Here is a 24,449-nt window from a genome sequence, read left to right as displayed (position 1 = left end):
GAGGGGTTATGTCTTGTTCTGCCAGTACTCATAATTTTCGTAAAACCAGCACAAGTGCTTAGTGAGTCCTTCTAAATCAGGGTATATGGTTAGGTTGCTAATCCCGAATTGATGGAGCATAAAGATTATATCTTTTTTTAATTCTGCTGGAATTATGATTTTGTCTAGTTGCCTTATTGCGGATGAAGAATCTTTAATGGGTAATTTTGGAGGGTTATGAAGGGAAAAATAGCCAAATTGGCTCATAATTCTATTGGATGAACCTTCGGGTTGAATGAAAATTATGCTTTCTTCCTGTGTGTTGAATGGGTCTGAGAGGTTTTCCGGAATGCTTAGTCTTTCCGGATTGCAGGCATAAATTATTCCGTCAATTTTGGGGTTGTCTATGCATGCAAAGAAAGTAGCGATTAGCGGGTTGTACGACCAATCTAATAGCCTTGTTGGGAGTCCGTGATGTTGTGCTATTGTTAAAAGTTCTAAATCGTTATAATTTTCCTTATCAAGGTAATTTTTAGCCCTTCTTTTCCATTGGCGAAAAAGTTCTTTGTCATTTCTTTGTTCGTATGTTTCTCTTCCTGCTTTTGGTATAAGATCCCATGAGTAATTTGATTGTCCTCGAAATTTGTAATTACTGGTGTTTCTATAGGTTTTATAGAAATCCATTAATTCGTTAATGTCTTTGATCTTATATTTGTCCACCTTGTCCATGTAATCTATATGGGTTTTTCTTAGCTATAAGGTCAAGATATAAGTTTAAAATTTCATTAAAAAACTAAATTACTTTAGATGAATGCACTGATTTTAACTGATTCTTCTGAGAAAATCACTTTTAAAGAAGTTGAGGTACCTAAGCCTAAAGCGAGAGAAGTTTTGGTTAAAGTTAAAGCTGCCGCTCTGAATCGTAGAGATCAATGGATGTGTGAGGGTAAATATCCAAACATTCAGTTCAATACCATTCTGGGTTCCGATGGAGCTGGTATTGTGCAAGAAGTAGGCGAAGGTGTTTCTCAGGATTTGATAGGAAAGGAGGTAGTCATCAACCCGAATATCAATTGGGGGGATAATCCAAAAGTTCAGTCTAAAGCTTATTCTATTTTGGGAATGCCGGTTAACGGTACTTTTGCTGAATTTGTAGTTGTAGAAGCGAATAAGATTTTGGACAAGCCTAAGCATCTCAATTTTAAAGAAGCAGCGGCTATACCTCTTGCCGGACTAACGGCTTATCGAGCTTTGTTTACCCAAGGGCAACTTAAAAGAGGTAAAACGGTATTGATTTCAGGAGTAGGGGGAGGGGTGGCCCAGTTTGCTTTTCAGTTTGCTGTTGCGGCTAAAGCCAAGGTTTTTGTCAGTTCAGGAAGTGCCGAAAAACTCAATACTTGCTTAAATATGGGGGCTTCGGATGGCTTCAATTATAAAGAAGAAGGCTGGCAAAAGAAAGCTCTGTTAGCTTCTGGTGGTTTCGATTTGGTTATAGATTCTGCAGGAGGTGATCAGATCAACGATTTTATAAAGATGGTAAAGCCTTCAGGTAAAATTGTTTTTTATGGAGCAACCAACGGAATGCCTCAGAAATTAGATATGTTCCGAATGTTCTGGAATCAAATAACCCTTCAAGGTTCAACCATGGGCAACGACCAGGAGTTTGAAGCTATGATTCGCTTTGTTGAAGAACATAAAATAATCCCCATTATAGATTCGGTTCGCCCTTTTGATGAAATAAAAGACGCATTCAACAGAATCAAAGGCTCCAAAACCTTTGGCAAGTTGATCGTGAGTTTTCAGTAGATTAGAAGAGCTTTGGGAAAGTGTAAATCGAAAGTTTCTTTGTTTTGACATCTTCAAGCAGGAGGGCGTATTTCTTTGTAGAATAATCGAAGCCCGTGATGAACCTCAGTGCTTCAGTATTCCTTTGAAGAAATTGATCTATAGTGTACTCTGTGTCAACGTTATGCAGTTTCTTATCTAGGAGTTCAAAAGAATCTAGTTTCAAAATTGATTTAAAACGTGTGTTGGGGAAGTATTGGTTGTGAATGGTTGTTTTTGTCCAGTTTGTGAAAAAGGAAGGTGCTCCGCTGGTGCTGTTCATCGAGGATGTTGATAAGCTGTAGGTTGGGTTTGCTCTTGTCAAAGTGTTAGCATAAAATGAAGCTACTTTAATCATTAGGCCATTGTCTTTCTCGTATGGGATTACTGTGAGCACGATATTTCCTTTATCCATATTTTTGAGAATATCTTTAGTGCCATGTATGTTTTCAGGTATTTGAACTAAATCGAAGGCGGTATAGCCGCCAGATTCAACAACACTGCTTTTTGCAAAATCAAAATTTTCATCGGTGAGCATGTATCTGTAGCTTCTTACAGTTCTTTGAGAAGCCAATTCAATGATGTCGAAAATGAACATGTCACTTTGGTTCATCAGCCTGAAAAGGTGCTTTCCGTAAATAAATGAGTTGATTTGCCGCGGAACATGGCTTTCGGTATTGAAAAAATGTTTTACAGAAGCGGTTGACTGTTCAGTATTTAAAGCGACTACGCTTATCTCTCCCTCTGATCTTTTCCCTTTAGGGTCGAAAGAGATTAGAAACTCAGATTCGCCTTGCGGAAAGATGTTTTGTGTTTTTGAAGTAGACTTATTGAGAAATATAGATTTGGATTGGTCAATTATTCTGAAATCATTATGGTCTTGATTTTTGAATAGTTTATAAATGGAGGGCTCAGAAAGGTTTAATGGTTGAAGTTTTGACTTTCCGTTAAAATCAAAAGTCAGCAAGTTTAAGCCCCTCTTTTTTTTGTCAAGTAATACAAATGAAATGGACTTCTTTTGGTTGATCGCCATTACAATTCTTGCATTCTTCATGGGGAATTCAAAATAGTTTATTGATTCGTGCTGTTCATTTTTCCCGAGCGAGTAAATGTCAATCCCTTTGTTCTTTTTTATTGATGGAAAGAAAAACAAAAAGCTATTTTCGTTTTCCAAATACCCCAGAGGACCTTCATTGGTTATGCCGTTTGGGGCATACGGCCCTTCTTCTCTATTTTCTAACGCAGTTATTTGATAGTTTCTTAATAGCGTTCCATTAGGAGAAAAGTATTCAAAGTTTCTCTTTTCATTCTTTCCAAAGCTCAATAGTATGTTGTCTTCTGTACTCGATATCCCAAAAACGTATTGCATACCACTCAATTCACTGGCGTTTAATTCAGTCAATTTGGTTTGAGAACTTAAAGGCAATGAAGCTTGAAGTAAATACCAGAGAAAGGAGAATCTGAAAATAGTCTTCATTCAAGAATTATTATTTTGGTTTGAATATATCTTGATTAATGTGAAATCTAAATGGAAATTTAGTTTATAGGTTTTAGGTAGAGGGAGCGTCCCACCTAAAACGATCAAATACCACTCAACAGAGCTTTTTACAGACTTACTGAATAGTGGGCTTTTAACCGCGTATATTTTATTAAAATCATGGCTAGAATAAACAAATTAACTAGCCTATGAATCACAGATTTAGTAGCTGGGTGGTTTTGGCGCTCTTATTTTTTAGCGCTTTAGCTGTAAAGGCCCAGGATTATAACAATGCCAGTCAGCTGGCGCAAAGGCTCAAACGCCTGGCAAACTCTTCGCCAGATGCAAAGTTGGAGTTGATTACCAAAACGCTTGGTGGAAAAGACATCTGGATGCTCACACTCGGTAAAGGCGATGTAGATTCAAAGCCTGCTATGGCTATTGTGGGAGGTGTTGATGGAGCTCATTTGCTCGGTGTTGAAATGGCAGTTCGCTTTGCTGAAGGTGTTTTGGCTAACCATGCCGTAGCTTTGGAAAACACTACTTTTTACGTATTCCCAAACATGAGCCCCGATGCAACTGAGGCTTATTTTTCTTCTGTTAAATACGAGAGAAGAGGCAATGCAAAACAAACTGATGACGACCGTGATGGTAAGTTGAATGAAGATCCGTTTGAAGATTTGAATGGTGATGGCATGATTACTTTGATGAGGGTTGAAGATCCTACCGGAGATTGGGTTGTTCATCCTGCTGATCCGCGAGTAATGATTAAAGCTGACAAAGCGAATGGTGAAAAAGGAAAATACAAAATCTTTACTGAAGGAACTGACAATGACAAAGACGGTGAGTTCAATGAAGATGGTGAAGGCGGAATCCAATTCCGTAAGAACATGACTTTTGAATATCCTTATTTTGAGCCAGGCGCTGGAGAGCATGCTGTTTCTGAATTGGAGAACAGAGCACTTTTAGATTTGCTTTACACAAAGTGGAATTTATATGGAATCTTTACGTTTGGTCCGGGTAACAATCTTTCCAGCCCTTGGAGGTATAATAGAGCTGGAGCGAGTAAAAGGGTTGTAACCAGTATTCTGAATAAAGATGCTGACTTGAACAAGCTAGCTTCTGATGCCTACAATAAAGTGGTTGGACTAAAAAATGCTCCAGCTTCTGGCGAGCAAGGAGGAGACTTTTTGCAGTGGGCGTATTTTCATTTCGGTCGTTTGAGTTTGGGAACTCCAGGTTGGTGGGTGCCAACTGTTAAAGGTGATTCAACAATGGCGCCTAATAAGGATAAAAATGCAGAAGTGAACTTTTTGCGCTGGGCACAACAAGAAGGCTTGAATAATTATGTTGCCGAATGGAAAGAAGTTAAACATCCAGATTTCCCAAATCAGAAAGTTGAAGTGGGTGGGGTTGCTCCATATAAAATGATGAATCCGCCATTGTCTGCCATTGGAGATTTAGCCGATAAGCATACGGATTTTATTGTAGATATGGCGGCTAAGCAGGCCAATCTAAAATTGGTTAACCTTAAAACCGAAGCAGTTGGTAAAGGTCTTACAAGGATCACTGTTGATTTGTACAATGATGGAATTTTGCCAACTCACTCTCAAATGGGCCAAAGATCTCGATGGCTTAGAAGATTAAAAGTTGAGCTTAAGCTAGGTAAAGATCAAGAAATCCTTTCTGGAAGAAAAGTTGAGCTTTTCAACAGCATCGATGGTGATGAATCTATTCAACTGACTTGGTTGATTAAAGGAAAGGGTTCGGTTCAGATTGAAGCCGGTGCACCTCACGCAGGTACCGATCAAATTAGTGTAAACCTTAAATAAGCAAACCGATGAAAAGATATATATCCAACGTATTGGCTGGTTTGATCATGGTAGGTTTATCTCTACCTGTTGCCAGTTTTGCACAAAATGCCGATGAGGTTTTCCGTGCAGCGGGTTCTCCTCACGATCCAAAGGTTCAGATTTCTTTCAATAGATATTATACTGCAGAAGGGCTTGCCGCTTTAGGTAAAAAAATAGCAGACGCTTACCCGAATTTAGTGAAGAGGGTTTCTCTAGGAAAGTCCTTCGAAGGTCGCGACATGTGGATGTTGCAGATCACCAATTTCAAAAATGGTGATCCAAATAGAAAACCAGGTTTTTATGTTGACGGAAACATTCACTCGAATGAAATTCAAGGTGGTGAAATTTCGATTTATACAGCTTGGTATTTGACTGAGAACTATGGCGACATCGATTTTATCACTGAACTTCTCGATGATAGGATTTTCTATATCGTTCCAACAATTAACCCTGATGCCAGAAACAATTACATGAAGGAACCGAACACGGGCAGTTCGCCTCGTTCGGGAATGATGTCTTTGGACGATGATCAGGATGGAGCTTTCGATGAAGATGGCTACGATGATTTGAATGGAGATGGTTCCATTACCATGATGAGGAGAAAAAGTCCTTATGGAGAGTATATCATCGATCCAAAAGACCCTCGCAGAATGATTCGTTTAGAAACAGATGATGTGACGTCTGCTCAAAGGTATGAGCTTTTGGGGCAAGAAGGGATCGATAATGATGGAGATGGAAGAGTAAACGAGGATGTTCCGGGTTACTACGATCCAAACAGAGATTGGGCTTGGAAATGGCGGCCAGATTATATTCAGAGAGGTGCTTTAAAATACCCATTCAGTGCGCCAGAAAACAGAGCAATTGCTGATTTTGTTTTGGCTCATCCAAATATTGCTGGTGGCCAAAGTTATCATAACTCCGGAGGAATGATTTTGAGAGGCCCTGGAGCTGAAGAAGATGTGGCTACTTATAACAGAGCGGATGTTAGAATCTACGATGCAATTGGAGAAAAGGGACAGAAGATTATTCCGGGTTATCGTTACTTAACTGTTTACAAAGATTTGTACTCAGTATTTGGCGGTGAATTGGATTGGTTTTATGGAAGCCGCGGTATCTATACTTTCTCGAACGAGATTTTCAACAGCTTTGCTTATTATAAAAAAGAAAGAGGTGGTCAAGACGAGCAATATGATTTTGACCGTGAATTGTTGATGGGAGATGCCTTTGCTCAATGGGAAACTTACAATCACCCAACATACGGTGAAATTGAAATTGGAGGTTTTAAAAAGAATTTCGGGCGTCCAACACCTGGTTTCTTGTTAGAAGAAGAATGTCATAGAAATATGGCTTTTACGCTGTACCATGCTTACCAGATGCCAAAATTGAGCATTGAAGAAGTTAGTGAGAAAGATTTGGGTGGAGGATTGAGAGAAATCACTGCGGTAATCAAGAACGACAGATTAATGCCAACTCATGCTTCTCAAGATTTGAAATTCAAAATTGAAAGACCAGATTACGTTACCATCTCTGGGGTTGATGTTCAGGCGGCCATGATTGTTAATGATAATGATAGAGGAGTAACAACGGAACAGAAAGTAGATCCTTCTAAAATTGTATTGAGCAATATCCCTGGTGAGAGCACCATTCGTGTTCGATGGATTGTAAGTGGAAAAGGAAAACCACAGATTACAGTAGATAGTGCTAAAGGTGGTGTAGTGAAAAATTAATCCACTGTAGATATACATTTTGGTAAAATTTAAAAAGGCCGAACGTGAGTTCGGCCTTTTCAATGTTCTGGGAATGGATTTTTATATTTAATAAATTGAATTTCGAATGTTACTTTTTGAAGCAAAAAACAAAAGATATTTAACTGTGTGAAAAAAATAAATTGTATAAAATTTGGTTTTGATCGGAGTTTAACGCTGAAACTGTAATGTTCTTAATTGTTTGATTTACAATGTGTTATTTCTGTGTTTAATTTTTATTTTTATAAAAAGTTATATTTTTTATTATATTTATAATGTTTTTTCAATTAATTGTATTTTTAATTTTTAGGTAGGCTTTTAAAATTAAAAAAACTGTTCGTTTGGATTTGTTTAGTTTAAAAGTAATTAATGAAAATGTATTTTTTTCAGAAGCTTCTATTTAGTTTAAAATTCTAATTTCAATCGATTTGCCTTTTGAAGGTGCGGTATGTGTTTTAAAAGACCGTATTTTATTCTAAATTTGGCTCATCAACCGAATTATTTACTAAATAATTTTTTACTAAAACTACTTACTATGAAGAGAGTATTACTGACTATTGTCATGTCGGTCTTTTTCTCTGTATGTGTATTGGCGCAAGACCGTACCATTACGGGGAAAGTAACTGATGAAAATGGCTTAGGCCTGCCATCGGTGACTGTTTTGCTGAAAGGCACTACAGTTGGAACCCCCACGGAAGCAGATGGGGCGTTTTCACTTTCTGTACCTTCTACTGGGGGTACGCTTATTTTCAGATTTCTTGGCTATGTAACTAAAGAAGTCGAGATTGGAAATCAAACAACTTTTAACATTCAACTGGATCCTGAAGTTTCTAATTTGGGTGAAGTTGTTGTGACTGGGGTTGCAGCTGCAACACCTGCGAAAAAGATACCTTTTACTGTAAGTACAGTAAATGAAAAGGTATTTAAAGCTGCTCCTGCAACAGATGTTGGATCAGCTTTAGCAGGAAAAATTGCTGGTGTAAGAGTTCAGCCAAGTAATGTTCCTGGAGGGGGGCCTGCTATTCAGATTCGTGGAAATACTTCTCTTTCTAGAAATGGAGACCCACTAATTGTTCTAGATGGTGTTTTTGTTGAAGGTACACTAGCTAATATTAACCTTCAAGACGTTGAGAGGTTTGAGGTTCTTAAAGGAGCTTCAGCTGCCACGCTTTATGGTTCTAGAGCTGCTAATGGTGTAATTGCCATTACAACCAAAAGAGGAAAAGATTTAGCTATTGGTACTACAGAGGTTTATGTAAGAACTGAGGTTGGAACTCAAAATGCATACAATTCTCGTTCTCCTGAGAAAGCTCAAAACCATCCTTTCCAGATAGATCCTGCTACTGGAGACTTCCTATTGGATAATACAGGAACTGCTGTAGATGATCCAAGTGGAATTTCTGATGGAGAGTTTCCTAGCTACAGAGACTTTGTTAAAGATTTCTTTCAGGGTTCTACTTTCTTGACACAATATGCAAGAATTAGTTCAAGAGGAGCCTCTGGAAACATTATGGTTTCTGCGGAATATCAGGATCAAACAGGAGGTATTAAGCTTCATGATGGTAGCCAGCGTTACAATGTTTCTGTTAACTCTGATCAATATTTGGCAGATAAACTAACATTGTCGACTTCTCTTAAATTTATACATACTCAAACAGATAACAGGCCTAGAAATATCCGTACACTGACTATGATGGATCCTAGCGCTGATTTGTTTGCTCCGAATGAAGAGGATGGATCTCCTTATAATTATAATGCGAATAGATTTTCGCCTACTTCTGAGTTCAATCCATTCTATCAGTTGGTTAATAATAGAAATGAATCTACTAGAAGACGTTTCATCGGTTCTTCATCTATAAAGTATGATATTTCTCATGGTTTATCTTTAGAAGGAAGATTCGGTATAGATACTTGGATGGATAAATCAAGGTCTTTCCAAGATATTGGGTACTTAGCGAATCAGGGTCTTCCTGGTGTTGGTAGTGTAGGTAGAAGTTTTGATGATTATCAGGCGATAACTACTTCTTTAAGAGCTACTTATTCTAAAAAACTAGGAGATTGGAATATTAGGTCAAATGCTTTCTTCCTTTATGAGGAAAGAGGCGGAACGGCATTTAATATTTCGGGTACAAACTTGGGTATCCCAGGTTTTGATGACATCGACAACGTTACGCTTTCTCCCAATGATGGTATCCCTTATTTGAATGGAAATTCATCGGTTGAGAACCAGATTGTTTCTAATAGCTATTCTTTCTCTGTAGGAGGTGATTATAAAGACAAATATTTATTTGACGTAGTAGTTAGAAGGGATGGTAGCTCTTTATTTGGTGTGGACAATAGATGGAATACTTTCGCTAGATTCTCTGGAGGATGGAGATTCACGGAAGATTTTGCTATTGACGGAATCCAAGAAGGAAAGATCAACGCTTCGTGGGGTCAAGCCGGTACTCTTCCTAACTTCACTGATAGATTTGAGTTAGCATATGTAACAAATGGTACTGTTAGTAATCCAAGTAATCTTCCAAACCCTCTTATAGGCCCTGGTATTACAGATGAGATGGAGATTGGATTGAATTTGGAGTTCCTAAATAAATTTACCTTCATTGCTTCTTATTCTAAGCAAGACAATAGAGATCAAATCTTAAGTGTTCCATTGTCTGCAGTAACTGGTCGATCTAGCCAAGTTCAAAATGCAGGTACACTAGAGACAAATACCATAGAGTTTACATTGGGCTACCAAGCAATTAAAAAGAGTGATGTTAGCCTAGATTTCAACTTAATATTCGATAGAACAAGACAAGAGATTACGGAGTTTGATAGACCAAGATTTCCAACGGGATTAAATATTTGGGATGTAGGGAATTCTCCAACTACCATGTTCGGCCGTAAAATTGCTCGTTCTCTAAATGATCTTACAATTTTGGATGATGGTACCGTTGCCAATGTGCCTGGTGGATTGACAATTGATGACTTTAAAGTTAACAGAGATGGTATCGTAATCGTAGCGGCTAACGAGTTTACTGCTGATGAGGCTGCAGTTTATATCACAGATGAATCAGGCACTCAGCTTGATGATTTGTTGATCGGAGATGCGCAGGCCAACTTTAATATGGCTATGCAAACAAATTTCAGCTTTAAAGGTCTTTCAGTCTTTATGTCTTGGGAATACCAGAATGGTGGAAGCACATATTACCAAGGAGGTCAGTGGTTGGCTAGAGATCGACTGCACCCAATGTTCAGCCAAGCTCAATATCCTGAGGGACAAAGACAGTATAATACTTACTTGTTGACCATTTATAACGTGAACAGAGCTACTGATTTCTGGGTAGAAGATGCAACACACTTGAGATTAAGAGAGTTGTCTGTCGGTTATGATTTAGGTTCTAAGCAGCTTTCTCAAATTGGCTTAGATAGAGTGTTCAAGAATGTTAGATTTAGTGTAATTGGTAGAAACTTACTATTGTTCAGTAAGTATCCTGGTTATGATCCTGCTACTGGAGGGTTCAACTCAAGAGTAGATGATTTCAATTATCCACTAGTTAGAACATTTACTGGATCTGTAGCATTAACTTTTTAAGTCAATAAAATATAAAAGAGGACAATTATGAAAATGTTCAAATATATAGGGCTTATAGCTTTGGTGTTGTTTTTCACGATAACTTCTTGTGAAGATCTTGAAACGGAAAACCTTAATCAGCTAGATAGCCGTGCCGTTTATGCGGACGCAACTTCATTACCGTCAATTGTTGATGGTGGTTTCTTAACTTGGTGGCAGGCAATTCAATTGAACTCGCCAAATATGCCAGTGTCAGTGGCTTCTCAAACCTTGAGCTCAAGCTGGGGTAACTGGGGAATGCAGGATTTGGGTACTATTCCAAGGGCTCCAATTCAAAATACCGTTACTTATACGAATAGGGCTTTTATGACAACTCCTTGGTATAATCTGAACAGTGCTTTGGCTCAGGCTAATGAGGTTTTGAGAGCTTTAAATGATGAGTTTGGAGGGTCAATTGTTGATGCAGATGGAAATGACTTGACTGATGGTACAGTTGCTAATGGTAAAATGCTTCAGGGTTTAACCCTAGGTTGGTTAGGATTGCTTTTTGATCAAGCTTTTATTGCTGATGAAACTGTTACTTCTGAAGACCTAGCCTTACTTGAGTTAAGTCCTTACACCGATGTTATTGAAACGGCAGTTCAAAAACTTACTGAAGCTGCTGCAATTTTCGAAGGCAATTCTTCTACTTCTCATACTGCTATTAATGGTCTTAACTATGACAATGTTCAAGCAGCTGGTTTCTGTAGATCATATGCTGCTAAGTTTTTGGCATATAAAGCAAGAAATGCTGCTGAGACTCAAGCAAATGATTGGGGTAGAATTTTAACCTTGATTAATGGTGGAGTAGGTGAAGATATCTCTCCAGCAGGTGATGGTAACTATTGGTGGACCAGAATTTTGATTCAAGGTCAATTCCCGTTGTGGGCTAGAGTGAGCCAAAGAATTATTAACATGATGGAAGGTGGCTCTGGAGGCCCAAGCACAGATGACCCTGAGCATCCTACGGCACCTTATCCTTGGCCTAATGGAGTTTCCTCTATGGATGAAATCACATCACCTTTAGATGATCGTATTACTACCGATTTCCAATATAATACTGGTGTTCAGTTCCAGTCTGCTAGAGGTTATTATTTCTTCTCAAGCTATAATTTTTATAAGTACCCTGGTTATCTTCAGGCTTACTTAGGGCCAATGCCTCATTTAACTTTGAATGAGCAAAACCTAATTAAAGCCGAGGCATTGATTAGAACTGGTGGAAGTAAAATGGAGGCTGCAGGCTATATCAATGCTACACGTGCAGATCGTGGCGGTCTAAACCCAATGACAGGTGCTGAGACAAACGATGAGTTACTCAAAGCCTTGTATTACGAGCGTTTAGTAGAATTTGCTTGGGATGGTGCTTTGAATGGATGGTTCCATAGAAGAATGACTACCGTAGATCAGTATAAATTACAGCCTGGAACTGCAGAGCAACTTCCTGTTCCAGCTCAGGAATTAGAAATTCTTGGCCTTGATGTTTATACTTTTGGAGGGTTTTAATCTTTATAAATTATGATTTAAAGGCCCTTTATGGGCCTTTTTTATATTATCAGATATGAGTTTGAGGTTTCTTGTCTTTTGTGTTTTTGTTTTTGTGTTGAATTCTTGTGGGGAAAGAAAGAAATATGTCTTGGCACAAGAAGTGGAAATCATGTTTTACGATTCATTAAAATATGGGGACTGGATTTCTCTGGATGGCATTAAATGGAGTCATGTTGTTGATTATGAAATGATTCTTAATGATTCTTCTAGTGATTTGAGTGTTGTAGAAAGGCATATTTTACCAACATCAGTTCAAGATATCAAAATCCCAGGTGCTGAGAACCAAATGTTCAAATCAACCTATGGAACTGCCGATGTTGCACATGAACTTGTAGTGAATCTTTCTGATGTGCTTGATGACGAAGGAAAGACAATATATAAAGTTGGTTGGAAGACATTGGATATTGCTCAAGGTAAAGTTAAGGTGACTAGGGTTGATGGAGAGCCTATTAAGGTGATGACGAGCGATGGATATGGTGCGCAGGTAAAAAAGATTAAATAGATTATGTATCAAATTTTAACAATTCTCTTTAGAAGACTTAAAGTGATGAAAGTTGTTTGTTTAACTGTCATCATGGCTATGAATTTGTCGTTGGCGGCACAAAGTAAAAAGGAAGTTTTGCATATCTCCCAAAGCGATACAACAATATTTCTATTTGGGAAGGTTGAACTTGAGAACGGATTGATAATCAAGACAAATATTGACTCATTGGTTTTGAATAGAAAAGTTTTAAATACAGAATTACTGAACTTCAAGGGAATGAATATGCCATTCTTCTTGAGGTATGCTAAATCAGAAGTCCCGAGCATTGATTTCAGGGTGAAATCTAAGGATGATTGTCTTTTTTTCTTTGCAATTAAAAGTGATGCAGAGGATGAATTGATGGAATTGGAGAAGTTAAATAGGCGGAACTTACTCAATTTGGAGCATTTCAGATTTAATAAAGAATTGAGAGCAATAGGGCCAGGAAATCCAGTAATAAAATAATAGTTAGAATATAGTTTATAGGTAGTTAAGGGTCGCTTCGTTTGAAGCGGCCTTTACTTTTTAATATGGGTTTGTTTTTTTAAAGTGAAAAGAACCTTGTTTAGTCCATCTCGAAAAGAAGATTCTGATAAGCAGTGTTGAGCTCCCTCAAGGCTTTTTGATTGTTTTCCTCTTTGGCAAGTGCGATTCCCTTTTCGTAAGTCACCTTGGCCAGTTCTTCTTCTTCTAAATCAAAGTAGAGTTGAGCAGCATGATAATAGGTAGCTAAATAGCCTGGATGATTTTCGAGCAAGTGCTCAAAATATTCTTTGGCTTTTTCTGGAGACTCCAAAAGGTATTCATTGGCCAGTGCATACCAATTAAAAGGGTCGTTCGGATCTTCCTCCAAATACTGTTTCAACTGATCCAATCTATACGTATTCATTCGTTTGCACTGATTTTTATTTACTTCAATATTGACTATCTTCGGGCAAATTTAAGGCATTTGCCTTCAATTACCCCTCATTTCTATACGATTGCTTTTGTTTCAGTTTTTGTTGAACACAAAATCTTTTTGGGGGTTCTTATAGAAAATAATAATCAAAAATAAGCAAGCATGAACATACTCGTTTGTATCACCCACGTACCCGATACCACTTCACGCATAGCTTTCACCGATAACAATACTAAGTTCGATAAAAATGGTGTGCAGTTTATCATCGGTCCTTACGATGATTACGCATTGGCCAGAGCTGTAGAGTTAAAAGAAGCAACAGGCGGTAAAGTAACAGTTATTAATGTTGGCGAAGCGGAAACCGAGCCTACAATTAGAAAAGCTTTGGCCATTGGGGCTGATGAAGCAGTAAGAGTAAATGCATTTCCTTCAGATTCCTACTTTGTTGCAAAGCAAATTGCCGATGTAGCTAAAGGAGGAAACTACGATTTGATTTTGATGGGACGAGAGTTTATCGATTTTAATGGTGGAATGGTGCATGGTATGGTTGGCGAGATGTTAGGAATTCCTTCTTTCTCCCCAGTTATGCAGCTTGAAATAGAAGGCGATAGCGCTAAGATTACCAGAGAAATTGAAGGCGGAAAAGAAAAGCTGGAAGTTAAACTTCCTTTTGTTGCTGGATGCCAAGAGCCAATCGCAGAATGGAAAATCCCTAACATGAGAGGGATTATGTCGGCAAGAACCAAGCCTTTGAATGTGGTGGAGCCTAGTGATAATACAACTACCACTGAAGTAGCTCAATATGAAATGCCTCCGGCTAAAGGAGCAGTTAAAATGATTGACGCTAATAATGTTGAAGAGTTGGTCAACTTATTGAAAAACGAAGCTAAAGTAATCTAATAACCTCAAAGCGAAGACAATGTCAGTTTTAGTATTTATAGAAACAGAAGACGGAAAAATAAAAAAATCATCAAGAGAGGCTGTTTCTTATGGAGCAGCACTTGGTGATGTAACTGCTTTAGCTTTGGGAACCGCGTCAGCCGATGAACTTGCAACAGCAGGAACAAACGGAGCCGCAAAGGTTCTTCAGGTTTCAGACGAACGCTTGAATTCAGGCTTGATTCAGCCTTATGCAGAAGTGATTGCTAAGGCGATGGAGGCTACGGGTGCTGAAATTCTGGTGACTGCGAAGTCGTCTTTAGCCGATGCAGTTGTGGGTAGAGTTGCCGTGAAAATTGGAGCTGCTTTGGCTTCAAATGTGGCCGACTTGCCTGACACTTCTAATGGTTTTGTGGTTAGAAGAAGCATTTACACTGGTAAAGCTTTTGCTAACATGAGCTTAACTACCGATAAAAAAATTATCGCCATTAAAAAGAATGCTGTAGAAGTAAAAACTGATGGAGGTTCTGCCTCGGTAGAAGCTTTTGATGTGAGCTTGGATAGTGCTCTTTTTGATGCAAAAATTACAGCTACTGAAAAGGCTGAAGGCGATGTTCTTCTTCCTGAAGCCGATATTGTGGTTTCTGGTGGTCGTGGTTTGAAAGGGCCAGAGAACTGGGGAATGATTGAAGATTTGGCCAAAACTTTAGGTGCGGCAACAGGTTGTTCAAAACCAGTTTCTGATATGGACTGGAGACCTCACCACGAACACGTTGGTCAAACAGGAGTTAAAGTAAGTCCTTCATTATATATAGCTGTTGGTATTTCAGGTGCTATTCAGCATTTAGCAGGAGTCAATTCTTCTAAGTATATTGTGGTAATTAATAAAGACGAGGAAGCTCCATTTTTTAAAGCTGCCGATTATGGCATTGTTGGTGACGCCTTCGAGGTTGTTCCAAAATTGAATGAAGCCCTTAAAAAAGCTTTAGCTTAGTTCTGTTACCATTTTGGAGAAAATAAGAATAGAAATTCTAGGCCTTTCTTCTAGCCAGTCGCAAACGTCTGGCTCTTTTGCGTTGGTTTTAGGTGAAGTTGAAGGGGAAAGAAGACTACCAATTATCATTGGTATGTTTGAGGCACAGGCCATTGCTTTGGAAATCGAAAAGATTGTTCCCAATAGGCCCATGACTTACGACCTGTTCAAGTCTTTTGCAGAAGGATTTGGTTATACCATTGAGCACATCATTATTTCGGATCTGAAAGAAGGTGTTTTCTTCGCGAAAATTGTATGCTCTGATGGCGAAAAGGTAGTAGAAATTGATGCACGCCCTTCTGATGCCATCGCAATCGGAATTCGTTTTGGCGTTCATTTTTATACCTATGAATCCGTTTTGTCAGAAGCTGGTATTATTCTTACCGATGAGGAAGAAGTGGCTGAAGATTTGGAAGAGCAGGTAATTGTTGAAAAATCCAAAGGTGGCGATAGAATGCAAGACTATTCTTTGGATAAACTTCAGCAGATGCTTGATGAAGCCTTAGCAAACGAAGATTATGAGAAAGCGGCCAAAATCCGTGACGAAATGAACCGTAGAGGTTAATAAATCTATCAAAGCCTTTCTGAATACCCTTTCGGAAAGGCTTTTTTGTGTCTTTTTACTGAGTAATGGTTAAATTAACCTAAATTCGTGCGGCATTTCTACAAGCCGTTGAAAACAACATTTAAATGGGTATTGTAAGGGGGATTCTTGGGTTGGCCGTTCTTATTGGAATTGCTTACCTTTTATCGGGGAAACGAAAGCAAATTGATTGGCGATTAGTTGGAGTTGGTTTGATTATTCAATTGGTGATTGCCATTCTTATTTCCCAAGTAGGATTTGTAAAAGAAGGTTTTCAATGGGTAAGTCAGCAGTTTGTAACCTTTCTAGGGTTTGCTTCTAATGGAGCCGAATTCCTGTTCGGTGATTTAGCACATGACAGTAGTTCAAATCCGAATTCTCTTCATAGACTTGGTTTCCTTTTCGCTTTTCAAGCCCTGCCAACTGTAATTTTCTTCGCAGCGGTTACTGCTGGTTTGTATTACTTGGGAATACTCCAAAAAGTGGTATATGCTTTCGCGTGGGTAATGGCCAAAACCATGAGGCTTTCAGGAGCGGAATCCATGTCGGCAGCCGGGAATATCTTCTTGGGGCAAACTGAGGCTCCTCTTTTGGTAAAGCCATTTATCAGTAAAATGACCAGTTCTGAACTTCATTGTTTAATGACGGGAGGAATGGCTACAATTGCTGGTTCGGTATTAGGTGCCTACGTTTCATTTCTTGGTGGAGGAGATCCAGCACAACAAGCACAATTTGCTACTTATTTACTGAGTGCATCCATCATGAATGCGCCAGCCGCCATATTAATGGCTAAGATTTTTTTACCAGAATCAGAGCCTGACAAAATCGATCGTCAGTTAAAGGTGAACAAAGACCAGATTGGGGTGAACTTGATTGACGCTTTGGCCGGTGGAGCTTCTGACGGACTTAAATTAGCATTGAACGTAGGGGCAATGTTATTGGCCTTCATTGCTATTATCTATGCATTGAATTGGGTTTTGGTAGATGGAATAGGAGAGATTACGGGCTTGAATGCTTATGTTGTTTCTTCTACCAATGGAGTTTTTGATGGTTTCAGCTTACAATATATTTTAGGGCAACTTTTTAGAGTTTTTGCCTTTATTATGGGGGTAGAATGGTCAGAAACGCTTCAAGTAGGGAGTTTGATTGGCCAGAAAACGGTGATCAATGAATTCGTAGCGTATTTAAGCCTTTCAGAAATGAAAGCAGCTGGCGAACTAAGTACTAAATCTGTTCTAATTTCAACTTATGCGCTTTGCGGCTTTGCAAACTTCTCTTCAATCGCAATTCAGGTTGGAGGAATTGGTGGTTTAGCCCCAAGTAGACAAGGTGACTTATCTCGCCTGGGTATGCGAGCACTTATGGCTGCAACACTCGCTACTATGATGACCGCTACAATAGCAGGAGCTCTGTTTGGTTAGGGTTAGGTTGAGTCTTTTTAAGTTTTTTGAAAATTTCACTTCAATCGAATTGTTAAGAAAAATAGATTTTAGTAATTATATATATGGAAATGAAAAAAAATAAGATTGTTCAAGACAGACTAGTGTGGGTAAAACCAGAGTTAAAAAGAATGGGCACCATATCAATGGCTACTCATGGAACTTTTGGCCCATCAATTTTCGATGGTTCCTTTACTTCTTGAGAATAGTGTTTCTCTAAAATCTTCTTGATGAGTTTAATTTTTGGTTCGGTAGACTTTAGAAGTAAATTTTCAGAAGATTGGATTAAGAACTTTAAAAATGTAGCTGAGTTTTTCGGCCAAGATAGTGCCCACTTTTTAAGTGGGCACAATTTTTTTTGGGGATATATATCTGGATCTCATTCTTATACTCAAAGTATAGGACAATATTCTGCTTTAATTGATGCACGTTTAGATAGGCCTAATGTATTAATTAATCTTTTGGCAGAGCGAGGTGTAATTGTACCGAAAGATTTTACTCATCATTTTTTGGTTTTTCAAGCCTTTATTTGCTGGGGAACACAGTGTACCTCTTATCTGGAAGGTGATTTTAGCATTGTCGTTTATGATGAACAACAAGATAGCCTTTGGATGGCTCGCGATCACCTAGGAATTCTTCCTCTATATTATACTCTTCAAAATGACAGGCTGATATTTGCCCAATTGCCGTCATTACTGGCAAATGTTATTAATGCGAAAATTGATTCTAAATCAATTGCTCACTATTTGGCTTATGAATATCCAGATGATGAAAGTACGTTTTTTGAAGATATTAAAGTCTTAAGGGCGGGGCATGAACTTACCTTTAATAAAAAGGGAATTACAACTTCCAAATACTATCGATTTCGACCGGAAATCGACTCATCGTTAGACATAGAGCAGGCAGGCGAAAAACTTTTATATACTTTGAATGAAGCTGTTGAGAGCCGTATTTCTAATGTAGGTATTTCTTCAAGTATGCTTAGCGGAGGGTTGGATTCTTCAACAGTAGCTAGTTTGGCAGCAAGGTATTTAAATTCGAAAGGGAAATACCTAGATACATATACTTACGTGCCGATTCCTGATATAGAATATCCTGAGATTTCTGGTGTTTTTGGTGATGAATCTCCTTATGTTAAAAAAGTACAAGCTTTTCAAGATGGTATCAAAACAAACTTCCTTAGCCTAAAAGGTGTCAGTATTTTTGATTATTTACCTAATCACCTTCGGTTTTCAGGTTCATTAGATATTCAAAATTACTACAACTGGCTTTGGTCTCAGTGCTTCTTGAGTGTATGCCGTACGCAAGTAAGTCCAGTATTACTTTCAGGCCAAATGGGGAATCTAACTATTTCCTATAATGGTAGACTTTTTGGATGGGAATTGGCTAAAAAGGGAAAATGGAGAAGTTTATATAAACTTGTTTCATCAAGACCTTCTGCCTCTAAATGGAGTAATATCAAACAATTTACTTACTGTCTATTTAATGCTTTTGCTCCTTCTTATTTTCGTTTTAAGGTCAATAGAAGAATAGGCTCACTCAAAAACGAGGTGCTGAATTGGACCGTAAATCCAATTCTTTGGAAGGAAACTGGGGTAGATTCTCTTGCAAGTATAAAGTTTGATAGCTCAATTAAGAATGATTTGGATTTACGTTTGAAGATGAGCCAATCAATTCAACGTTTAGCAAATAATAGTAAAACTTATGAGCTCATATATGGTGTAAAAGAGTTGGATCCCACAGCTGATAAGCGAGTTTTGGAGCTGTCCTTGTCCATTCCTTCAGCTTATTGGTCGTATAGGGGCCAGAATAGGTTCTTGATTAGAAATATGACTAAAGGCCTTTTACCCGATGAAGTGAGGTTAAATCAGAAAAAGGGAAGACAACTTGTGGACTGTAATTACCTTATACAACAGGATATTAGTGTTATTAGAGACTCTATTCAGAGATGGAAGTTGAGAGATGATTTGAAGGGGATCTTTGACTTTTCTGAAGTTGAGAAAAGACTCTATTCATTCGATATAAATAGTTATGACCCAATATTTAGTACAGTATTAAGTCGAATGATTGCAGTTTGTCTGTTTTATGAAACCTTTGGTGTTAATGAAGGCTGCAAAAAATAATAGCTGGGTAGGACGCTAGAAATGGCCAAAAGAATGAATTGAGGCCTAAAGTAATACTATTGACAAGATGAAATATAATACCTAAAGTTAAAAAGGTAAATAAAATGGTTGGTCCAGAAATGAGTGTAATGGGGAAGAGACACTCAAATAAAACAACTGACCATGCTCCAGCTTTTGCTATAAGAGTATGCTTGTGTAAGCAGGCACTGAGTCTGGGATTGTAATACGGAGGCAACTCAAATATTAATGAAATTGCTTTTCCGTTTCGCCAGTGATCAAGTTTTATTTTAGTAATACCATTTTCAAAATATGCTAATACGCTCTGGATACTTATGCCCCACAGGCAGACAGTACCAATCAATTCACTACTTGGGGCCAATGTGGCCAGACTTAACAGGGCGAATATAACTTGGGAAAGGGCTGAGTAACCTGGCCTGATTAAGGATCGAGTTTTGAACAAGAGAATTGTAGAGAGGTAAATATACCATATAGAAATGTTAGTGATCCAAGAGAATTCACCGCAAGAGATAATGAATACTGAAGCAATGGCTCTGGCTACGAACAATGTCAGTACTTGAGGGTAATCGAGCAGTTTATTTGTTATTCTTGAAAAGAAATTTTTTCCGACAGAGATTCGTTTATTTTGTTTAATTTTTTGCCAGCTGAAAAGGTTATTGTTCCTAAATCTCACCCAGTTTTTCAACAATTCCAATGAATCAATGATTACTCCAATAGAGGCTATTTTTGCTACTAGGATAAGAGTGCTTTCTTGGTCACTAATCCCCGTCATTATTGAAAAACCTCTGAAAGATGAAAAATGACATCTCTCTTCTCCTTAGTTTTGGAGAGTTGTTGTATCATAAACTGACATTCTTCAGCATGGCAGATTTTTGATGATCTGAGATAGTTAATAATTAAATCTGAGGTGACTTTTTTTTGGTTTTCGTTTGTATTCAAATTGTCTTCTCTAGCTGTGGTATATAGAATTAATGTCTGATAAAGTGAATTGGAAATATGGAATTGGGGATTCCAAAAAGGGAACCAATTTGAGTTATGATCGGGAATATGAACCTCTTTCCATTCTTTCCAGTTTTCAGACTTTTTTTCTCGAACGAATAAATTTAATCTTGGCATTTCCTGAGAAAAAAGTGACCATCTATTTACAGGGAAGAAAAATGAAAACAAATTGAGGCCTTTTGCCAGAAAGCCAAAGTGGAAGGTAAAAGGTAACCTTTGCAGGACTACCAAAATAGCCCAGAAGATAATTATGCCCAGAATTATATATTCCATTCTGAAATAGTTTTAGAGAGATATTTGACCTCTAAAATTAGTAAATTTCAATTCCTAGGTGTTAAAAAGATCATCTCAAAAAAACCTAGAAATTGAAATTAGAGATGGGGGTATCCCCATTTATTTTACAATAAAATTGGTTTTGCCAGGAATAGCTACAGGATAGTTTCCATTGGCATCTGGTAAAATTGGAGCTTGATCGTTGAATGAATTTAAATCTGGTACTAATTTCAGATCGCTATTCATGGCTTCTTCCCAGGTGATTTCTTGTCCAGAGTAAGTTGCCATTCTACCAAGAATTGCGGTCATGGTGCTGCTTGCTCCATAATCCACATTGTTGAGTTTGTATTCACCTGCTTTTATTGCGGCAAATAGCTCATTGTGTTCTTGTTGGTAAGGATTAATATCGTTTTCTCCATTGTAGTCCAGAATGTTGTTGCCGCCATAGGCATTCATTCTAGCATAATTGCCACCGTTTACGGTTACAGTTCCTTTGGTTCCTTGGAAAACTTCTTCAACACGATTCATACACCCTCTTTGATGACGGCATTGGCTTGAAATAACTTGCCCTTCTGGATAAGTGAATTCCACAAAGTGATGGTCAAAAATATGACCGTGATCTTTGCCTTTTCTTGTTTCTCGGCCTCCCATACCTTGAGCTTTAATCGGGGTACTGCCAATAAACCAATTAGCGACATCTATATTGTGAATGTGTTGCTCCAGAATATGGTCACCACAAATCCAAGTGAAATAATACCAATTGTACATTTGGTATTCGAGTTCGGTTTGCTCAGGAGTTCTTGGCCTTACCCAAACACCTGCACTATTCCAGTACACCTGACCCGAAACAATGTTTCCGATGGCTCCTGTGTCTATTAATTTCTTTACTTCTCGATAGTTTTTCTGATAATGTCTTTGAAGCCCAACAACTACATTGAGTTTTTTGGCCTTCGCTTTTTTACCTGCTTCAATCACTCTTTTAATGCCCGCCACATCGGTTGCTACGGGTTTTTCCATAAAAATGTGCTTGTTTTGATCTACAGCGTATTCGAAATGTTGTGGTCTGAAACCCGGAGGAGTTGTCAAAATCACCACATCCGCCATATCGATGGCTTTCTTATAAGCATCGAACCCTATGAATTTGGTTTCATCAGTAACTTGAATTTTATCTGTGCCTTCGTATTTGGCAGAGAGTCCAGCAAAACTTTCTTCAAGTCTATCTGAAAAAACATCTGCCATGGCTACTAGCCTTACGTCTGAGTCGGCTTCAATGGCTTGTGTTACTGCACCCGTTCCGCGACCGCCACAGCCGATTAATGCAATTTTGATTTCTCCTTTGCCACCTGCGTATGCACTAAGAGAAATCGGCAAAGAGGCCAATAAAGTTCCTGTGCCTACTACCTTAGCAGATTGCTCTAAAAATTTCCGTCTTGAAGTGAGTGTGTGTTGATTTTCCATAGTGTGTTTTTAGTATTCTTTCTGAGGTTGAATCCAGTATTTATTCCATTCCTCCTTTGGAGGAACTTCTTTGGGGCGAACTATTCTGAAGCCAACATGAAGGGCGTCAGTGAGCCACCAAAGGCTTTTAGGGATTTGAGGGTCTCTTTTCTTCCAACTTTTGTCCGAAAATTGTCTGGCTGCAGATCGTAATTCCGAAACATCATTCATAAAGGACCCACCTCTGACCACATGTGGGTAGAGCTTTTTCTCTAAATGAAGAGGGTCTGATTGAGTTTCAGAGGGATATTCAGCATAACTATCGAGTACCCATTCTGCAGCGTTGCCTTGCATGTCGTAAAGGCCATATTTGTTGGGTTTTTTCAGTCCTCCTTTCTGAAGTTTTCCATCGCTATTTTCTTTATGCCAAGCATAATCAGAAATTTCAGAGGCTTGAAAAGGAATGAAGAATCCATTCCTGCTCTCGATGCATATTCCCATTCCGCTTCCGTAGGTAGTCTATAAAACTGACCAGTTTTGGCACTAAGCCATTTACAAAAAGTGGAAGCTGAATATTGTGTTACATTGATTAACGGGTAACCTGGTTTATTGAAGTTTACATAAGGCATTGTGGCTCCAGAAACTCCATCAATTGCCAAATCAATATTTCTGTTTTCGGTGACTAGATCTTGGTCAGTTTCTCTATAAAGAAAGAGTTCGAATTGATCCCAAGTGATTTCAAGGGTACTCATCCAAAAGTCGCTTACCTTTACTTCGTGAAGCTTTTCGTCCGGGTTTCTTCCGCTTTCGGTTTCAGGGCTTCCTTCATTGAAAATTCCTCCTTCAATCGGAACCATTTTAATGCTTAATTCCGATCCGGGAATCGTTTGAATATAAGGTTCAAAAGATTGTGTTCTGGTGTTTGATGAAGGAAGAATGCCGAACAGAAGAAATGTGGATGCAGCAATGACTTGCTTTCTCATTAAAAAGTAAAAGTTTAAAGTTGAAGTTGAGACTTATAATAAAGCCAGCTACAATATAGGGAAAGATGTTTTGTGATGAAGTCGTATTTTAGTTTTTCCTTTGGTTGAATAGGTCTTGAGTAGATTTTTGAATTGATTTTAAATATGGAATCTAAAAAATATAAAGTGTTAGGGTTAATGTCTGGAACGTCATTAGATGGTCTGGATTTGGCTTATGCAGAATATTGGTTTGCAGATGGAAATTGGAATTTCAATTTGCTTCAGACCCAGGCCGTTGCTTATCAACCTGAGTTTAAAAAGAGACTGAAAGAAAGTATTTCTGCTTCTGGAATTGATTTAATGCTATTGCACAATGACTTTGGTAAATGGTGTGGAAAGCAGGCCAATGCTTTTATAAATGAAAATAATCTAGAAGTTGATTTTATAGCCAGCCATGGGCATACTGTGTTTCATCAAACAGATAAGCAATTGACTTTTCAGATTGGGTCAGGGCATGAGCTTGCTTGTGAATCCGGTCAGAAAGTGATCTGTGATTTCAGGTCTCTAGATGTGGCTTTGGGCGGACAAGGAGCTCCTTTGGTGCCCATAGGAGATCAGTATTTGTTCTCCGGATATGATTTCTGTTTGAACCTAGGAGGGATTTCCAATGTGTCCTTTCAGCATGATAATAGGAGAGTGGCTTTTGATATCTCGCCAGTAAATATGCTGCTCAGTGAGTTGCTAAAAGGTACTGATTTGGATTTTGATGATCGAGGACAAATGGCTTCATCAGGATCCTTAAATCCGAATTTATTAGCGGAACTCAACGGGTTGAGTTTTTACGAGAAGTCATTTCCTAAGTCGTTGGGCTACGAATGGTTTTCTGAGAATGTTATTCCAAAAGTAAATCGTTATAACGGAGAGCTCAAGGATATGCTTCATACAGCTATTCACCATATCGCTTATCAGATTGCTGAGCACATTATACCCTATACAAAGAATGGCTCAAAATTACTGGCCACTGGAGGAGGAGCAAAAAATACTTTTCTAATAGAAACAATTCAATCCTATTTAAAAGATAGAGTGGAGGTTGTAGTTCCTGAAATCCAAGTTATTGATTTCAAAGAAGCACTCATTTTTGGGTTTATGGGAGTGCTTCGCGAAAGAAGAGAAGTGAATTGCTTGAGTTCAGTAACAGGTGCTTCTACGGATAATTCTGGTGGAGTAATCTATTACCCTAAATAGCAAAAATAATTTAGCGTTT

The 24,449-nt window shown here is 38.4% G+C and carries 22 protein-coding genes; 14 read left to right on the top strand and 8 right to left on the bottom strand.

Annotated features, from left to right (window positions below):
* Positions 1–6: 6 nt before the first annotated feature.
* Entirely contained in the window at positions 7–663 is a 657-nt protein-coding gene (locus ACXACJ_RS11430) for an FRG domain-containing protein (RefSeq protein WP_475134500.1), read from the bottom strand.
* A 123-nt stretch (positions 664–786) separates the two neighbouring features.
* Between ACXACJ_RS11430 and ACXACJ_RS11425 the strand changes: the two genes are divergently transcribed.
* Positions 787–1,785: a quinone oxidoreductase family protein gene (locus tag ACXACJ_RS11425; RefSeq protein ID WP_475134499.1), complete on the top strand. Its 999-nt coding sequence runs from the start codon at positions 787–789 to the stop codon at positions 1,783–1,785.
* Position 1,786: 1 nt separating this feature from the next.
* Here the strand turns inward: ACXACJ_RS11425 and ACXACJ_RS11420 are convergent, their stop codons facing one another.
* Positions 1,787–3,280, bottom strand: a complete 1,494-nt coding sequence (locus tag ACXACJ_RS11420) for a hypothetical protein (RefSeq protein WP_475134498.1) — start codon at positions 3,278–3,280, stop codon at positions 1,787–1,789.
* A gap of 209 nt (positions 3,281–3,489) precedes the next feature.
* On the opposite strand from ACXACJ_RS11420, the gene ACXACJ_RS11415 reads away from it, so the two are divergent.
* The 6 genes from ACXACJ_RS11415 to ACXACJ_RS11390 all read left to right on the top strand — a co-directional run bounded on the left by ACXACJ_RS11415 (position 3,490) and on the right by ACXACJ_RS11390 (position 13,006).
* Complete coding sequence (locus tag ACXACJ_RS11415) at positions 3,490–5,112, top strand: M14 family metallopeptidase (protein ID WP_475134497.1); 1,623 nt, start codon at positions 3,490–3,492, stop codon at positions 5,110–5,112.
* A gap of 8 nt (positions 5,113–5,120) precedes the next feature.
* Entirely contained in the window at positions 5,121–6,860 is a 1,740-nt protein-coding gene (locus tag ACXACJ_RS11410; RefSeq protein WP_475134496.1) for a M14 family metallopeptidase, read from the top strand.
* A 553-nt stretch (positions 6,861–7,413) separates the two neighbouring features.
* On the top strand, positions 7,414–10,455 hold the full coding sequence (locus tag ACXACJ_RS11405; protein ID WP_475134495.1) for a SusC/RagA family TonB-linked outer membrane protein: 3,042 nt from the start codon (positions 7,414–7,416) through the stop codon (positions 10,453–10,455).
* 27 nt (positions 10,456–10,482) lie between these two features.
* Positions 10,483–11,976 carry a hypothetical protein gene (locus ACXACJ_RS11400; protein ID WP_475134494.1) on the top strand — a complete coding sequence of 498 codons (1,494 nt, stop codon included), beginning with the start codon at positions 10,483–10,485 and terminating at the stop codon, positions 11,974–11,976.
* Positions 11,977–12,031: 55 nt separating this feature from the next.
* Positions 12,032–12,520: a hypothetical protein gene (locus tag ACXACJ_RS11395; protein WP_475134493.1), complete on the top strand. Its 489-nt coding sequence runs from the start codon at positions 12,032–12,034 to the stop codon at positions 12,518–12,520.
* A gap of 3 nt (positions 12,521–12,523) precedes the next feature.
* The gene (locus ACXACJ_RS11390) at positions 12,524–13,006 is read left to right on the top strand and encodes a hypothetical protein (RefSeq protein WP_475134492.1); all 483 of its coding nucleotides are present in this window, start codon (positions 12,524–12,526) and stop codon (positions 13,004–13,006) included.
* A 100-nt stretch (positions 13,007–13,106) separates the two neighbouring features.
* Here ACXACJ_RS11390 and ACXACJ_RS11385 read toward each other — a convergent pair whose 3' ends face one another.
* Positions 13,107–13,430, bottom strand: a complete 324-nt coding sequence (locus tag ACXACJ_RS11385; protein ID WP_475134491.1) for a tetratricopeptide repeat protein — start codon at positions 13,428–13,430, stop codon at positions 13,107–13,109.
* Positions 13,431–13,601: 171 nt separating this feature from the next.
* On the opposite strand from ACXACJ_RS11385, the gene ACXACJ_RS11380 reads away from it, so the two are divergent.
* The 6 genes from ACXACJ_RS11380 to ACXACJ_RS11355 all read left to right on the top strand — a co-directional run bounded on the left by ACXACJ_RS11380 (position 13,602) and on the right by ACXACJ_RS11355 (position 19,496).
* Positions 13,602–14,339, top strand: coding sequence for an electron transfer flavoprotein subunit beta/FixA family protein (locus tag ACXACJ_RS11380; RefSeq protein WP_475134490.1), 738 nt, complete (start codon positions 13,602–13,604; stop codon positions 14,337–14,339).
* A 19-nt stretch (positions 14,340–14,358) separates the two neighbouring features.
* On the top strand, positions 14,359–15,312 hold the full coding sequence (locus ACXACJ_RS11375) for an electron transfer flavoprotein subunit alpha/FixB family protein (protein WP_475134489.1): 954 nt from the start codon (positions 14,359–14,361) through the stop codon (positions 15,310–15,312).
* Between the two features lie 13 nt (positions 15,313–15,325).
* On the top strand, positions 15,326–15,916 hold the full coding sequence (locus tag ACXACJ_RS11370; protein ID WP_475134488.1) for a bifunctional nuclease family protein: 591 nt from the start codon (positions 15,326–15,328) through the stop codon (positions 15,914–15,916).
* A gap of 125 nt (positions 15,917–16,041) precedes the next feature.
* Positions 16,042–17,355, top strand: coding sequence for a NupC/NupG family nucleoside CNT transporter (locus tag ACXACJ_RS11365; protein WP_475134487.1), 1,314 nt, complete (start codon positions 16,042–16,044; stop codon positions 17,353–17,355).
* An 89-nt stretch (positions 17,356–17,444) separates the two neighbouring features.
* Complete coding sequence (locus tag ACXACJ_RS11360) at positions 17,445–17,576, top strand: hypothetical protein (protein ID WP_475134486.1); 132 nt, start codon at positions 17,445–17,447, stop codon at positions 17,574–17,576.
* Positions 17,577–17,603: 27 nt separating this feature from the next.
* On the top strand, positions 17,604–19,496 hold the full coding sequence (locus ACXACJ_RS11355) for an asparagine synthetase B family protein (RefSeq protein WP_475134485.1): 1,893 nt from the start codon (positions 17,604–17,606) through the stop codon (positions 19,494–19,496).
* On the opposite strand, the gene ACXACJ_RS11350 is transcribed toward ACXACJ_RS11355, so the two are convergent.
* The 5 genes from ACXACJ_RS11350 to ACXACJ_RS11330 all read right to left on the bottom strand — a co-directional run bounded on the left by ACXACJ_RS11350 (position 19,474) and on the right by ACXACJ_RS11330 (position 23,206).
* The gene (locus ACXACJ_RS11350; protein ID WP_475134484.1) at positions 19,474–20,286 is read right to left on the bottom strand and encodes a hypothetical protein; all 813 of its coding nucleotides are present in this window, start codon (positions 20,284–20,286) and stop codon (positions 19,474–19,476) included. The two genes, ACXACJ_RS11355 and ACXACJ_RS11350, sit on opposite strands and share 23 nt — an antisense overlap.
* A complete protein-coding gene (locus ACXACJ_RS11345) occupies positions 20,286–20,786 on the bottom strand; it encodes a hypothetical protein (protein WP_475134483.1) in 501 nt (166 codons plus the stop codon). The genes ACXACJ_RS11350 and ACXACJ_RS11345 overlap by 1 nt, the downstream gene beginning before the upstream one ends.
* A gap of 120 nt (positions 20,787–20,906) precedes the next feature.
* Positions 20,907–22,244 carry a Gfo/Idh/MocA family protein gene (locus ACXACJ_RS11340; RefSeq protein ID WP_475134482.1) on the bottom strand — a complete coding sequence of 446 codons (1,338 nt, stop codon included), beginning with the start codon at positions 22,242–22,244 and terminating at the stop codon, positions 20,907–20,909.
* A gap of 9 nt (positions 22,245–22,253) precedes the next feature.
* The gene (locus ACXACJ_RS11335; protein WP_475134481.1) at positions 22,254–22,724 is read right to left on the bottom strand and encodes a formylglycine-generating enzyme family protein; all 471 of its coding nucleotides are present in this window, start codon (positions 22,722–22,724) and stop codon (positions 22,254–22,256) included.
* Positions 22,607–23,206 carry a formylglycine-generating enzyme family protein gene (locus ACXACJ_RS11330; protein ID WP_475134480.1) on the bottom strand — a complete coding sequence of 200 codons (600 nt, stop codon included), beginning with the start codon at positions 23,204–23,206 and terminating at the stop codon, positions 22,607–22,609. The genes ACXACJ_RS11335 and ACXACJ_RS11330 overlap by 118 nt, the downstream gene beginning before the upstream one ends.
* Before the next feature lie 144 nt (positions 23,207–23,350).
* Between ACXACJ_RS11330 and ACXACJ_RS11325 the strand changes: the two genes are divergently transcribed.
* A complete protein-coding gene (locus ACXACJ_RS11325) occupies positions 23,351–24,430 on the top strand; it encodes an anhydro-N-acetylmuramic acid kinase (RefSeq protein ID WP_475134479.1) in 1,080 nt (359 codons plus the stop codon).
* The last annotated feature ends 19 nt before the right edge of the window (positions 24,431–24,449 follow it).

The organism is Roseivirga sp. AWQ4_251 (assembly GCF_056158225.1).
This window is presented reverse-complemented; position numbering and strand designations above follow the sequence as displayed.